Source organism: Catellatospora aurea, from assembly GCF_042663325.1.
Lineage (GTDB): Bacteria > Actinomycetota > Actinomycetes > Mycobacteriales > Micromonosporaceae > Catellatospora > Catellatospora aurea.
Genome location: NZ_JBHTAC010000039.1, coordinates 1 through 12,561, shown reverse-complemented (window position 1 = coordinate 12,561; position 12,561 = coordinate 1). Strand labels below are relative to the sequence as shown.

Below are 12,561 nucleotides of genomic sequence, written 5' to 3'. Positions count from 1 at the left end.
GTGAGCGGATTCCGTGTCCGCGGGTCGTATGCCTTGGGTAACCGCCGCCGCGAACGAATGGCTACGCGGAGAAATCGGCGTGGCAGCACGTTGTCGAACGTGCCGTGTCACCTGCCGTCGCGGGATGACGGGGCCGTCCTTCGCCGGTTGTCGGCTGCCCCGTGGAGCGCCTCGTCACAAGGGGCTGATGTCCCACTTCCGGATGTGGCTGAAGATCAGTTGGGTCTCCAGGTGGGCCACCTCGCGGCGGGACGTGAAGCCGTCCAGGAGCAGCCGCTGCAGGTGGGCGGCGTCGCGTACGGCGACGTGCACCAGGAAGTCGTCCGCGCCCGCGATGTGGCTCAGCGCCAGCGTCTCGGGCAGGTCCAGCACGAAGCGGATGAACGGCTCCACGACGTCGCGGTTGTGCGGGCGGACCCGTACCGCGATGTAGGCCTGCAGCGGGCGGCCCAGCGCGGCCGGATCGGCGTCGGCGTGGAACCCGGCGAGCACCCCCCGGCGCTGCAGCGCCCGCACCCGCTCCAGGCAGGTCGAGGCGGCGACATTGACGCGCGCCGCCAGATCCTTGTTCGAGATCCGCGCATCGTTCTGCAACTCGCGCAGGATCGCCGCGTCGATCGCATCAAGCACGGTGTTTCCGGTCATACCCCGAAGAGTATTCGGACCCTGTTTACCAGGGCCGAAGAAGGCCCGAAGATCACGCCCATGACCTACGCCGTCGACACCCGTGCCGTGCACGCGGGCCGCGCCGACCTGGCCGAGCTCGGTGTGCACGCGCTCCCGCTGGACTTCTCCACCACGTACCCGATGCACGACCAGGTTGCTGCAGGTAGCGCGCTGGGCGCGTTCGCCGACGGCGCGGCCACCGCCGCGACCCCGGTCTACCAGCGGCTCTACAACCCGACCACGGCCCGCTTCGAGCAGGCCCTGGCCGAGCTGGAGGGCACCGAGGCCGCCGTCTCGTTCGCCTCCGGCATGGCCGCGATCACCGCCGTGCTGCAGGCCGCCTGCCTGATGACCGAGCGCCGGCACGTGGTCGCCGTACGCCCGCTCTACGGCGGCACCGACCACCTGCTCTCCATCGGCCTGCTCGGGCTGTCCGTGACCTGGGTCGAGCAGGACGAGGTCGCCCGCGCGATCCGCCCCGACACCGGCCTGGTCGTCGTCGAGACCCCGGGCAACCCGACGCTGAACCTGGTCGACATCGCCACCGTCGTCATCCAGGCCGGGGACGTCCCGGTGCTGGTCGACAACACGTTCGCCACCCCGGTGCTGCAGAACCCGGCCCGGCTGGGCGCGGCGTACGTGGTGCACTCCGGCACGAAGTACCTCGGCGGGCACGGCGACGTGCTCGGCGGCGTCGTCGCCTGCGCCGAGCAGCGGGCCGGCGCGCTGCGCCAGGTGCGCATCCTCACCGGTGCGGTGCTGCACCCGCTGGCCGGCTACCTGCTGCACCGCGGGCTGGCCACGCTGCCGCTGCGGGTACGCGCCGCGCAGGCCACCGCCGCGACCCTGGCCGTACGGCTGGCCGTGCACCGGGGGATCAGCAAGGTGCACTACCCGGGCCTGCCCGGCAACGACCCGCGCGGACTGATCGGCCGGCAGATGCGCGGCCCCGGCGCGATGATCGCGTTCGAGACCTCCGGCGACGCCGCGGCCGTGGTCGCCGCGCTGCGCCTGATCACGCCCGCGGTCAGCCTCGGCTCCGTCGACTCGCTGATCGAGCACCCGGCCCTGCTCACGCACCGCCTGGTCGACGCCGAGGGCAAGCAGGCCGGCGGCATCACCCCGAACCTGCTGCGCATGTCGGTCGGCCTGGAGGACCCCGAGGACCTGTGGGCCGACCTGGACCAGGCCCTGACCGCCGCGACTCGGGCCTCGATCGCGGTCCCGGCGCCCGCTGCCGTGCTCGCCGCGCCGGTCATCGCGATGCCGGAGCCGGAGGTGTTCGCCGCCGAGGCGGTGTCCGCCACATCGGCGCAGGCCGTGCACGGGAGCGCGCCCGTACCGGCATAGACTCGACCTACAGTGGATGATCTTCTTGGGAGGACCCGTGCCAGACCTCGTCATCGGTGTGCTCGCCCTGCAGGGTGACGTGCGCGAGCACCTGGCCGCGCTGGCCGAGTGCGACGTGATCGGCCGGCCGGTGCGCCGTCCCGAGGAGGTCGCCGAGATCGACGCCCTGGTCATCCCGGGTGGCGAGTCCACCACCATGAGCAAGCTGGCGCTCGCGTTCGAGGTGTACGAGCCCGTGCGCAAGCGACTCGCCGAAGGCATGCCGGCGTACGGCTCGTGCGCCGGCATGATCATGCTCGCCGACGAGGTGCTCGACGGGCGGCCGGATCAGAAGACGTTCGGCGGCATCGCCATGACGGTGCGCCGCAACGCCTTCGGCCGCCAGGTCGACTCGTTCGAGGCCCCGGTCGACATCGCGGGCGTCGAGGGCGAGCCGGTGCACGCGATCTTCATCCGCGCGCCGTGGGTCGAGTCGGTCACCGCGGATGTCGAGGTGCTGGGCCGGGTCACCGCAGGCCCCGCCACCGGTAGGATGGTCGCGGTCCGGCAGGGCAACCTGCTGGCCACCTCGTTCCACCCGGAGCTCACCGGGGATCTGCGGGTGCACCGTCTGTTCGTCGACATGGTGCGTGACCAGGCCTCCTGACCCCGGGCCAGGAAGCTTCACCAGCGCGCTGACGGAGGATCTGATGTCCGGCCACTCAAAGTGGGCGACGACCAAGCACAAGAAGGCGGCGATCGACGCCAAGCGGGGCAAGCTGTTCGCCCGCCTCATCAAGAACATCGAGGTGGCGGCGCGCACCGGCGGCGCGGATCCGGCGGGTAACCCGACCCTGTTCGACGCGGTCCAGAAGGCCAAGAAGAACTCGGTCCCCAACGACAACATCGACCGGGCGCTCAAGCGGGGCTCCGGCCTCGAGGCCGGCGGGGCCGACTGGCAGACCATCATGTACGAGGGCTACGGCCCCAACGGCGTGGCGATCCTGATCGAGTGCCTCACCGACAACCGCAACCGCGCCGCGACCGAGGTGCGCACCGCGCTCACCCGCAACGGCGGCAACCTGGCCGACGCCGGTTCGGTGTCGTACATGTTCTCCCGCAAGGGCCAGGTCATCGTGCCCAAGAACGGCCTGACCGAGGACGACGTGCTCGGCGCGGTGCTCGACGCCGGGGCCGAGGAGTGCAACGACCTGGGCGAGTCGTTCGAGGTCATCAGCGAGGCGGGCGACCTGATCGGGGTCCGCAACGCGCTGCAGGCCGCGGGCATCGAGTACGAGTCGGCCGAGTCGACCTTCGTGCCCAGCGTCCAGGTGCAGCTGGACGAGGAGGGTGCCCGCAAGGTGCTCAAGCTGATCGACGTGCTCGACGACTGCGACGACGTCCAGGACGTCTTCGCGAACTTCGACATCTCCGACGACATCATCGAGAAGATCGAAGCCTGATCCGCCTCACCGCAGGGCCCCGTCCGCTCCAGGACGGGGCCCTGCGTCGTCCCCACCCGTTCCCGCCGTACCCCAAGATCATCTGACTTGCCTGGCACCTGTGCGTATCTTGAAGCCCGATTCCCGCAGGTGCCAGGCAAGTTGAGCGATCTTGGGCGGGGAAGTCGGTCTTCTTTCCGCTATTCGGGTGACGGAGGGCGAATTCTGGGCATCATGGTCTCTATGGTCGAAGTCCTCAACCCCGGCGAGCTGGAGCAGGGCCTCGCCGCCCTGCGCGGCTGGACCGGCGACGTGCACGGCATCACCCGCACCGTGAAGCTGCCCAGCTTCCCCGCCGCGCTGGCCGTGGTGGCCCAGGTGGGGGAGGCGGCGGAGAGCATGGACCACCATCCGGACATGGACATCCGCTACCGCCATCTCACGTTCACGTGCTGCACCCACGCGGCCGGCGGCCTCACCGACCTGGACCTGCGCCTGGCGCGCCTGATCGACGACATCGTCGCCAGCGCCACCGCGGACCAGCCCGCCAACCACTGACCGTCCCGCACGATCTGCCTCGGCATCCTGCAGTTTCGGGGAAAGTGCAGGATCGAGCGCGGTCTTTCGTGCAGTTTTCCCGAAACTGCAGGCCCGGACCGCGACCGCAGGCGTCGGCCTCGACGGCGTCCGGCCGCGCGGGTCGGGGCTTCCCAGCTCACCAGGCATGGGACGTTAAGAAGGGCACCTTCTATAACGCGGAGCGTTAAGAAGGTGCCCTTCCTTTGCCCGGGCCCGGTCAGGCGGTGAGGCGGTCGGGGGTAACGGTGATGATGGAGAAGAAGGCGCCCTGGGGGTCGGACAGGACGGCGAAGCGGCCGGGTGGGATGTCGGTGGGCGGGATGGAGACGGTGCCGCCGAGTTCCTGGGCGTGTGCGGCGGCGGCGTCGCAGTCGGCGACGTGGAAGTACACCATCCAGTGCGGGGGCAGGTCCTCGGGCCACTCGTCGCCCTCCATCGGCATCATGCCGGCGACGCGGGCCCCGTCGAGCTGGAACTCGGTGTAGATGACCGGGCCGAGCGGCATGTCCTGCGGTTTCCAGCCGAACACGCTGCCGTAGAAGATCTTCGAGCCCTCCGGGTCGCGGGTGGTCAGCTCGTTCCAGGCCAGCGTGCCGGGCTTGCGGAAGATCTCGCCGCCGCCGTGGGTGCCGGGCTGCCAGACCGCGAACATCGCTCCGGCCTGGTCCAGGAAGACCGCCATCTTGCCGTATCCGAGCACGTCGAACGGCTCCAGCAGGACGCTGCCGCCGAACTCGACGACCTTGGCGGCGGTGGCCGCGGCGTCGGCGGTCTCGACGTACGTCGTCCACATCGGTGGCTGGCTCTCGCCCTGGATGGGGCCCGCGCCGGCGACCTGCTTGCCGTCGATCAGGTATGTCGTGTAGCCGCCCGCCTCGGGTTCCGGGGTGACCTCGGCGTCCCAGCCGAACAGCTGGGTGTAGAACTCGGTCGCGCTCTTCAGATCAGTGGTGCTCAGGTCGACCCAGGTGGGAACGCCGAATGCGTTGGCCATGCCGATACCCCTCTGTTCCTGACACGGATGTTTCGTGACACGGACCGGTTTGTCCGCTTCATCCGATGGTGGCAGACGAGGGGAGCGGAACCGCGCGAATCGCACATCGTCGACGTGTCGATTGTGTGGGCGGATTACATGGCTGTTGCTGCTCGGTGAGTCATACGTTTCCGGGGCATTCGCAGTGACCCAGGTCACGTGGCACGAAGCATCCCAAGGAGCAGCAGATGAGCCCAGATCCCCCGGCGTTGCGCGCCATCGGGCTGACCAAGGAGTTCCGCGGTTTCCGCGCGGTCGACGGCGTCGACCTCGCCGTGGCGGCGGGTAGCGTGCATGCGCTGGTGGGACCCAACGGAGCCGGCAAGACCACACTGTTCAACCTGCTCACCGGCTTTCTGCCGCCGACGGCGGGGCGCATCGAGGTGGCGGGCGCGGACGTCACCGGACTGGCGCCGGAGGGTTTCGCCCGCCGGGGCGTGGCTCGTTCCTTCCAGATCACCAGCCTGTTCGGGCAGCTCACGGCGTTGGAGCACGTCGAACTGGCGCTGCAGAGCGGATCTTCGCTGGGCTGGAAGTTCTGGCGTTCGGCGAAGCTGATGCGCCGCTACACCCCGCGGGCCATGGAGCTGCTGGACATGGTCGGGCTGGCCGACCTGGCCGGCACCACCGCAGACGCGCTCGCGTACGGCCGCAAGCGGGCCCTGGAACTGGCGCTGGCGCTGGCACTGGAGCCGTCGGTGCTGCTGCTGGACGAGCCGACGGCCGGCATGGGCCTGGAGGACGTGGATCGCACGGTCGCCCTGATCGCGGCGATCCGCACCGGACGGACCGTGGTCATGGTGGAGCACAACATGTCCGTGGTCGGCGCGCTGGCCGACCGGGTCACCGTGCTGCAGGCCGGAAAAGTGCTGGTGGAAGGCCCGTACGACGAGGTGCGCGCGGACGGCCGCGTGATCACCGCCTATCTCGGTGAGGGAGCGGTCCGTGCTGCGCATTGACGATCTGTCGGCCTGGTACGGCGAGGCGCAGGTGCTGCGCGGGGTGAGCCTGGAGATCGCCGCGGGCGAGGTGGTCACCCTGTGCGGGCGCAACGGCGCGGGCAAGACCACGCTGCTGCGCTGCGTGATGGGCCTGCACTCCGGCCAGCGCGGCACCGTCGAGCTGGCCGGCAGGCCGCTGTCCGGGCAGCCCGCGCATCGGCGGGCCAGGGCCGGGCTGGGCTGGGTGCCCGACGACCGGGGCTGCTACGCCACGCTGACCGTGGCCGAGACGCTGTCGCTGCCGCCCGTGGTCGGTCCGTCGCCCTGGTCGATGGAGCAGGTGTACGACGCCTTCCCGCACCTGTACGCCCGCCGCAACGCCCCGTCGACCACCCTGTCCGGCGGTGAGCAGCAGATGCTCGCGCTGGCCCGGGTGCTGCGCATGGGCGCGCGGCTGCTGCTGTGCGACGAGCCCACCGAAGGCCTGAGTCCGCTGCTGGTCGCGCAGGTCGGCGACATCCTGCGGCAGGCCAAGCAGCACGGGGTGGCCGTGCTGCTGGTGGAGCAGAACCTGCACTTCGCCACGACCGTCGCCGACCGCCATCACCTGCTGGGCGAGGGGCGCGTCGTGGAGTCGCTGGAGAACTCCGAGGTCGCCGCGCGCGAGAAGGACCTGCTGGCCTACCTCGGCATCTGAAACGCACCACCCCACACCCCCAGGGAGATGTCTTGCGTACCAAAGCGGTTCTGGTGATGTTGTGTTCCACCGCGCTGCTGGCCTCGGCCTGCGGCGGCGGCGGCCCGAAGTCGGACGCCGCCGGTGGCGGGCTGTCCGACGGCAAGGTCGTGTTCGGCGTGCTCAACGACCAGTCGGGCGCGTACTCGCAGCTGTCCGGCAAGAACTCGATCAAGGCCGTCGAGCTGGCCATCGCCGACTACCAGGAGAAATACGGCGACAAGGCCGTGGTCAAGGAGTTCGGCGTGGAGACCGCCGACCACCAGAACAAGCCGGACGTCGCCAACGCCAAGGCGGCTGAACTCTACGACCGCAAGGCCGTCGACGTGATCCTGGACGTGCCGACCTCGTCGGCCGCGCTGAAGGTCGCCGACGTGGCCAAGGAGAAGAAGAAGCTCTACTTCAACATCTCCGCCGCGACCACCGACCTGACCGGCAAGTCCTGCAACAAGTACACGTTCCACTACGCCTACGACACGTACATGCTGGCCAACGGCACCGGCCGCAACACGACGGAGGAGGGGAAGAAGAACTGGTACATCGTCTACCCGGACTACGCGTTCGGCCAGGACATGGAGAAGAGCTTCTCCGCTGCGGTCGAGGCGGCGGGCGGCAAGATCGTGGGCCGGGACGCCGCCCCGTTTCCGAACACCAGCGGTGACTTCTCGACGTACCTGCTCAAGGCCCCGACGCTGGACCCGAAGCCGGACGTGCTCGGCACCATGCAGGCCGGGGCGGAGCTGGTCGCGCTGGTCAAGCAGTACAACGAGTTCAAGCTGCGGGACAAGGGCGTGGGCCTGGCCGTCGGCCTGATGTTCCTCACCGACATCCACTCGCTGACCCCGGCCGCACTCGCCGGCACCACCTACACCGACGCCTGGTACTGGAACTACGACCTCACCAACCGCACCTTCGCCGACCGCTTCCAGAAGGCCGCCGGGGTCCGCCCGACCTTCGCTCACGCCGCCAACTACTCGGCCGCCCTGCAGTACCTGGAGGCCGTGCAGGCCGCCGGCACCGACGGCTCCGACGCCGTGGTCGAGCAGCTCGAAGGCAAGGAGGTCTCGGACGTCTTCCTGCGCAACGGCAAGATCCGCGCCGAGGACCACCGCGTCGTGCACGACGCCTACCTCGCCCAGGTCAAGACCCCGGCCGAGGTCACCGAGGAATGGGACTACGTCAAGATCCTGCGCACCATCCCCGCCGCCGACGCCTTCCGCACCCCCAGCCCCGACTGCAAACTCTGACTTCGTGAAAGGAAGGGCACCTTCACATCGCTTTGCGTTGTGCAAGGTGCCCTTCCAAACCCGGAAGGCCTGCGACTCATGGTCAATTTCCTGCAACACACGTTCAACGGGCTGGTCGGCGGTGCTTTCCTTGCGCTGCTGGCGCTCGGTCTCGCGGTCATCTTCGGCATGCTCCGCGTCGTCAACTTCGCCCACGGCGCGATCTACATGCTCGGCGCGTTCGGGGCGTACGTCCTGCTCACCGAGGTCGGCCTGTCCTTCTGGTGGGCGCTGCCGGTGATGCCGCTCGCGCTGGCCCTGTTCGGCATGGCGCTGGAGCGGCTGCTGGTCGCCCGGCTGGCCCGCCTCGACCCGCTGTACAACTTCCTGCTCACCTTCGGCCTGACGCTGATCCTGCAGGACGCGGTGAAGTCCCGCTACGGAGTGCAGTCCAGCCCGTACGACGCTCCGGCGATCCTGTCCGGCACCCTCGACCTCGGCGCGTTCGACTTCCCGGCATACCGCGTGTTCGTGCTGGTCATGGCGGTGGCGGTGTGCGTCGGCGTGTGGTGGCTGCTCAGCCGGACCCGGGTCGGCATGGTGGTGCGCGCCGCCACCGAGCGCCCCGAGCTGAGCACCGCGCTCGGCATCGACGTGGGCCGGTGGGTGACGCCGGTGTTCGGTTTCGGCATCGGCCTGGCCGGACTGGCCGGGGTGCTCGCCGCGCCGATCCGCGCGGTGAACCCGCTGATGGGCGCGGACCTGATCATCGTGGTCTTCGCGGTGGTGGTGATCGGCGGCCTGGGCTCGATCTTCGGCTCGGTCGCCGCCGGGTTCGCGATCGGCCTGGTGCAGGCCTGGGTGCAGGCCCTGGGCGAGGACTGGGCGCTGCTGTCGCAGGTCCTGGTCTTCCTGGTGATGGCCGGCGTGCTGCTGTGGCGCCCGGCCGGCCTGTTCGGACGAGAGGAGGCCCCGGCATGACAACCGAGACCCAGGAGGTACGGGCGGAAGCCCGCGCCACGGCCCCGGCCGCCCCGGCGGGCGGGACGATCGTGCCGCGCTGGCTGCGCTGGACGCTGGCCGGGGCGGCCGTGCTGGTCGCGTTGTGGCTGCCCAACGGGCTCTATCCGACGGTCGCCGTGGACATCGCCTGCTGGGCGCTGTTCGCGGTGGCGGTGGACCTGCTGCTCGGGTACACCGGCCTGATGTCCTTCGGGCACGCGGCCTTCTGGGGCACCGCGGCCTACGCCACCGGCCTGGCCGCGATCAACTGGGGCCTGCCGTTCCCGCTGGCGGTGCTGCTCGGCGCGCTGGCCGCGACGGTGCTCGCGGTGCCGGTCGGCTACCTCGCGGTCAAGCGGGTCGGCATCTACTTCGCGATGGTCACCCTCGCCTTCGCGCAGATGGTGTACTACATCGCCAACCAGTGGCGCTCGGTCACCCAGGGCGAGAACGGCCTGCAGCGGGTGCCGCGCGAGCTGTTCGGGCTGGACCTGACCGACGAGTACTACTTCTACTACGCGGCGCTGCCGATCGTGGCGGGTGGATTGTGGCTGGTCTGGCGTACGGTGCACTCGCCGTTCGGCCGGGTGCTGGTGGCGATCCGGGACAACCCGGCCCGTGCCCGCGCCCTCGGCTACCCGGTGCATCGGTACAAGCTGGCCGCGTTCCTGCTGTCGGCGTTCACCGCCGGGCTCGGCGGCGGCCTGTTCGCGATCGGCCACCGCTTCGTCTCCCTCGACGTGCTGCACTGGACCACCTCGGGCAAGGCCGTGATCATCGTCGTGCTCGGCGGCATCGGCACCCTGTGGGGCCCGGTCGTCGGCTCGGCCGCGGTGACCCGCCTGGAGGACTGGCTCTCCTTCGCCGGCTTCGAGCAGATCGGCCTCGTCACCGGCGCCATCTTCGCCCTCACCGTCCTCATCTTCCGCCGCGGCCTCTGGGGCACCCTCACCCACTGGCTCCGCCGCCGCTGATCCTCTGGCATCGACAACTCTTAAAGACTTGCGGCCTCCGAGCAGCTCGGAGGCCGCAAGTCTTTAAGAGTTGCGGCAGGGGGGCGGGAGGGGGCGGGGGTATTCCCGGGAGTGGGGTGGGTCACTTTCGATACGGGACGGTTTCGTATTTGTGGGGGCGGGCGTAGCGTCACTTCCGATACGGAACGGAACCGTATCGGAATCCTGGGGGATGGAAACACACGTGGACTCTGCTGCCAACACCGGGCACCCGAGGCGCTGGGCGATTCTCGGCGTGCTGGTGATCAGCCTGCTCGTGGTCGTGCTCGACAACACCGTGCTCAACGTGGCGATGCGTACGCTCGCCGACCCCGTCCACGGCCTGGGTGCGACCCAGAGCCAGCTGGAGTGGGCCATCAACTCGTACACCCTGGTCTTCGCCGGCCTGCTGTTCAGCTTCGGCGTGCTCGGCGACCGCTGGGGGCGCAAGCGCTTCCTGCTCATCGGCTTGGTGCTGTTCGGCATCGCCTCGGTGCTCTCGGCGTACGCGCAGGACCCCGGCCAGCTCATCGCGGCCCGCGCCTTCATGGGCGTCGGCGGCGCGGCGATCATGCCGGTGACGCTCTCGATCATCTCCAACGTCTTCGACCCGCGCGAGCGCGGCAAGGCGATCGGCATCTGGGCCGGCTCGGTCGGCCTTGCGGTCGCGATCGGCCCGCTGCTGGGCGGCTTCCTGCTGGAGCACTTCTGGTGGGGCTCCGTCTTCATGATCAACATTCCGATCATCCTGTTCGGCCTGGTCGCGGTGGCGTTCCTGGTGCCCGAGTCGCGTGACCCGCAGCCGGGCCGCATCGACCTGGTCGGCGTGGTGCTGTCCGTGGTCGGCCTGGTCGCGCTGGTGTACGGCATCGTCGACGGCGGCGAGCACGGCTTCGGCCGGCCCGAGGTGTGGGCCTCGCTGATCGGCGGCGCGCTGGTGCTGGCGGCGTTCGTCTGGTGGGAGTCGCGCACCACGCACCCGTCGCTGGACGTGAAGCTGTTCCGCGACGCCCGCTTCTCGGCCTCGGTGGCCAGCATCGGCCTGCTGTTCTTCGCCTCGATGGGCTCGTTCTTCTTCGTCGGCTTCTACCTGCAGCTGGTGCGGGACTACTCGCCGATGCAGAGCGGCGCGCTGCTGGTGCCGTTCGCGGTCGGGCAGATGGTGTTCGCGCCGCTGAGCACGAACCTGGTCAAGCGCTTCGGCGTGCGCACCGTGTCGGCCGCGGGCATCCTGCTGGCCGGGATCACCTTCGCGGTGCTGGCCACCCTGCAGGTGGACACCCCGATCTGGATCGTGGTGGTGAACTTCTTCTTCATGGGCGCCGGCATGGCCAACGTGATGCCGCCCGCCACCAACACGATCATGTCGGTGCTGCCGCGGGAGAAGGCCGGCGTCGGCTCGGCCGTGTCGAACACGGTCCGGCAGGTCGCCGTGGCCATGGGCGTGGCCGTGCTCGGCTCGGTCGTGGCGGGCGTCTACCGGGGCGAGATCGACACCGCGACCGCGGCGCTGCCCGGCCCGATCCGCGACGTCGCCAACGAGTCCATCGCCGGGGCGTACGGCGTGGCCGCCAACCTCGGCCCGGCCGGCGGCCCGCTGGTGAGCGCCGCCAACGACGCCTTCGTGCACGCCATGCACTGGGCGGCGCTCGGCTCCACGCTCGTGGCGCCGATCGCGGTCGCGGTGGTGCTGCGGTGGATGCCCAAGCAGCTGGCAGGCCCGGCCGGTCCCGGCGCGGCGCAGGCTCCGGCCGGCGCGCCGACCCGGGCCGACATCCCGGTGAACCGCTCGGTGGCCGCCGACGGTGACGAGGGCGACGTCCAGCGGCCGTCCCGGTTGTCCGCGGTCGGGTAAGGTTCCGTTCACCATGACTGAGCTCGCTGAACTGCCGGCGACGCCGGGAGCTGCGCGGACGCAAGGGCGTCCGCGCAGCTCCCGTGCGCATGAGGCGATCCTGGAGGCCGTTCTCGACCTGATCGAGGAGGGCACCACCGTCGAGGCGCTGAGCATGGAGGCGATCGCCGCCCGCGCCGGGGTCGGCAAGGCCACCATCTACCGCCGCTGGGCGGGCAAGGACGAGCTGCTGCTGGAGACGCTGGTCAAGCTCAAGGGCCCGCCGACCCAGCCGGTGGGCGACTCGGTGCGCGCCGACCTGATCCGCCTGCTCAGCGTGGTGGGGCAGAAGGACCAGCGCGCCGTGCGGGTGATGCCCTGCCTCATGCCGGAGGTGTCGCGCAGCCCGGAGGCGTACCGGATCTGGCAGGAGGCGATCACCGAGCCGCGCCGCGAGGTGATGCGCGAGGTGCTCCGCCGCGGCATCGCCATCGGCGAGCTACGCGCCGACCTCGACATCGAGGTCACCGTGTCGATGCTGATCAGCCCGCTGCTGCTGCACCGCATGGTGCGCTGGAACCCCCGCCTCGACGAGGTCGACGACCTCACCGAGCAGATCGTCGATGTGGTCCTGCGAGGCGTCGCCGCCTGAAGCCCCCGCCCGGCGGAGCTCCAGCCGGCGACACGTCTTCGGCGAAGGAAGGGCACCTTCTTATCGCTATGCGTCAATGCCGGGAAGTTAAGCCGGCGGTGAGGGCGGGCCTGCGGAAATAGCGAAGCT

The 12,561-nt window shown here is 70.0% G+C and carries 13 protein-coding genes; 11 read left to right on the top strand and 2 right to left on the bottom strand.

Annotated elements, in window-relative coordinates; genetic code table 11:
* Positions 1-174: 174 nt before the first annotated feature.
* Complete coding sequence (locus ACFQO7_RS28365) at positions 175-645, bottom strand: Lrp/AsnC family transcriptional regulator (protein ID WP_239167169.1); 471 nt, start codon at positions 643-645, stop codon at positions 175-177.
* Positions 646-705: 60 nt separating this feature from the next.
* On the opposite strand from ACFQO7_RS28365, the gene ACFQO7_RS28360 reads away from it, so the two are divergent.
* From ACFQO7_RS28360 to ACFQO7_RS28345, 4 genes are all read left to right on the top strand, one after another.
* Positions 706-2,016 (top strand): trans-sulfuration enzyme family protein, encoded by a 1,311-nt coding sequence (locus tag ACFQO7_RS28360; RefSeq protein WP_376809237.1) that lies wholly within the window; start codon positions 706-708, stop codon positions 2,014-2,016.
* A gap of 16 nt (positions 2,017-2,032) precedes the next feature.
* Complete coding sequence (gene pdxT, locus ACFQO7_RS28355) at positions 2,033-2,662, top strand: pyridoxal 5'-phosphate synthase glutaminase subunit PdxT (RefSeq protein WP_376809236.1); 630 nt, start codon at positions 2,033-2,035, stop codon at positions 2,660-2,662.
* Between the two features lie 43 nt (positions 2,663-2,705).
* Positions 2,706-3,458 carry a YebC/PmpR family DNA-binding transcriptional regulator gene (locus ACFQO7_RS28350; RefSeq protein WP_376809235.1) on the top strand — a complete coding sequence of 251 codons (753 nt, stop codon included), beginning with the start codon at positions 2,706-2,708 and terminating at the stop codon, positions 3,456-3,458.
* A 222-nt stretch (positions 3,459-3,680) separates the two neighbouring features.
* Complete coding sequence (locus ACFQO7_RS28345; protein ID WP_376809234.1) at positions 3,681-3,995, top strand: 4a-hydroxytetrahydrobiopterin dehydratase; 315 nt, start codon at positions 3,681-3,683, stop codon at positions 3,993-3,995.
* Between the two features lie 238 nt (positions 3,996-4,233).
* Here the strand turns inward: ACFQO7_RS28345 and ACFQO7_RS28340 are convergent, their stop codons facing one another.
* Entirely contained in the window at positions 4,234-5,010 is a 777-nt protein-coding gene (locus tag ACFQO7_RS28340) for a VOC family protein (protein ID WP_376809233.1), read from the bottom strand.
* A 227-nt stretch (positions 5,011-5,237) separates the two neighbouring features.
* Here ACFQO7_RS28340 and ACFQO7_RS28335 point away from each other — a divergent pair, with 227 nt between their 5' ends.
* The 7 genes from ACFQO7_RS28335 (at position 5,238) to ACFQO7_RS28305 (ending at position 12,432) form a co-directional block, all read left to right on the top strand.
* Positions 5,238-6,008, top strand: a complete 771-nt coding sequence (locus ACFQO7_RS28335) for an ABC transporter ATP-binding protein (RefSeq protein WP_376809232.1) — start codon at positions 5,238-5,240, stop codon at positions 6,006-6,008.
* A complete protein-coding gene (locus tag ACFQO7_RS28330; protein WP_376809231.1) occupies positions 5,995-6,687 on the top strand; it encodes an ABC transporter ATP-binding protein in 693 nt (230 codons plus the stop codon). Before ACFQO7_RS28335 ends, ACFQO7_RS28330 begins: the two co-directional genes overlap by 14 nt.
* A 56-nt stretch (positions 6,688-6,743) precedes the next feature.
* Positions 6,744-7,973: an ABC transporter substrate-binding protein gene (locus ACFQO7_RS28325; RefSeq protein WP_376809284.1), complete on the top strand. Its 1,230-nt coding sequence runs from the start codon at positions 6,744-6,746 to the stop codon at positions 7,971-7,973.
* Between the two features lie 78 nt (positions 7,974-8,051).
* Positions 8,052-8,933, top strand: coding sequence for a branched-chain amino acid ABC transporter permease (locus tag ACFQO7_RS28320; RefSeq protein WP_376809230.1), 882 nt, complete (start codon positions 8,052-8,054; stop codon positions 8,931-8,933).
* Positions 8,930-9,928, top strand: a complete 999-nt coding sequence (locus ACFQO7_RS28315; protein ID WP_376809229.1) for a branched-chain amino acid ABC transporter permease — start codon at positions 8,930-8,932, stop codon at positions 9,926-9,928. The genes ACFQO7_RS28320 and ACFQO7_RS28315 overlap by 4 nt, the downstream gene beginning before the upstream one ends.
* Before the next feature lie 211 nt (positions 9,929-10,139).
* Positions 10,140-11,801 (top strand): MFS transporter, encoded by a 1,662-nt coding sequence (locus ACFQO7_RS28310; protein ID WP_376809228.1) that lies wholly within the window; start codon positions 10,140-10,142, stop codon positions 11,799-11,801.
* A gap of 13 nt (positions 11,802-11,814) precedes the next feature.
* Positions 11,815-12,432, top strand: coding sequence for a TetR/AcrR family transcriptional regulator (locus ACFQO7_RS28305; protein WP_376809227.1), 618 nt, complete (start codon positions 11,815-11,817; stop codon positions 12,430-12,432).
* Positions 12,433-12,561 lie beyond the last annotated feature (129 nt).

What these genes read in the sequence shown, in the direction of transcription:
- ACFQO7_RS28365 (WP_239167169.1), bottom strand. Translation starts at nt 645, where the DNA reads ATGACCGGAAACACCGTGCTTGATGCGATCGACGCGGCGATCCTGCGC.
- ACFQO7_RS28360 (WP_376809237.1), top strand. Translation starts at nt 706, where the DNA reads ATGACCTACGCCGTCGACACCCGTGCCGTGCACGCGGGCCGCGCCGAC.
- pdxT (WP_376809236.1), top strand. Translation starts at nt 2,033, where the DNA reads ATGATCTTCTTGGGAGGACCCGTGCCAGACCTCGTCATCGGTGTGCTC.
- ACFQO7_RS28350 (WP_376809235.1), top strand. Translation starts at nt 2,706, where the DNA reads ATGTCCGGCCACTCAAAGTGGGCGACGACCAAGCACAAGAAGGCGGCG.
- ACFQO7_RS28345 (WP_376809234.1), top strand. Translation starts at nt 3,681, where the DNA reads ATGGTCGAAGTCCTCAACCCCGGCGAGCTGGAGCAGGGCCTCGCCGCC.
- ACFQO7_RS28340 (WP_376809233.1), bottom strand. Translation starts at nt 5,010, where the DNA reads ATGGCCAACGCATTCGGCGTTCCCACCTGGGTCGACCTGAGCACCACT.
- ACFQO7_RS28335 (WP_376809232.1), top strand. Translation starts at nt 5,238, where the DNA reads ATGAGCCCAGATCCCCCGGCGTTGCGCGCCATCGGGCTGACCAAGGAG.
- ACFQO7_RS28325 (WP_376809284.1), top strand. Translation starts at nt 6,744, where the DNA reads ATGTTGTGTTCCACCGCGCTGCTGGCCTCGGCCTGCGGCGGCGGCGGC.
- ACFQO7_RS28320 (WP_376809230.1), top strand. Translation starts at nt 8,052, where the DNA reads ATGGTCAATTTCCTGCAACACACGTTCAACGGGCTGGTCGGCGGTGCT.
- ACFQO7_RS28315 (WP_376809229.1), top strand. Translation starts at nt 8,930, where the DNA reads ATGACAACCGAGACCCAGGAGGTACGGGCGGAAGCCCGCGCCACGGCC.
- ACFQO7_RS28310 (WP_376809228.1), top strand. Translation starts at nt 10,140, where the DNA reads ATGGAAACACACGTGGACTCTGCTGCCAACACCGGGCACCCGAGGCGC.
- ACFQO7_RS28305 (WP_376809227.1), top strand. Translation starts at nt 11,815, where the DNA reads ATGACTGAGCTCGCTGAACTGCCGGCGACGCCGGGAGCTGCGCGGACG.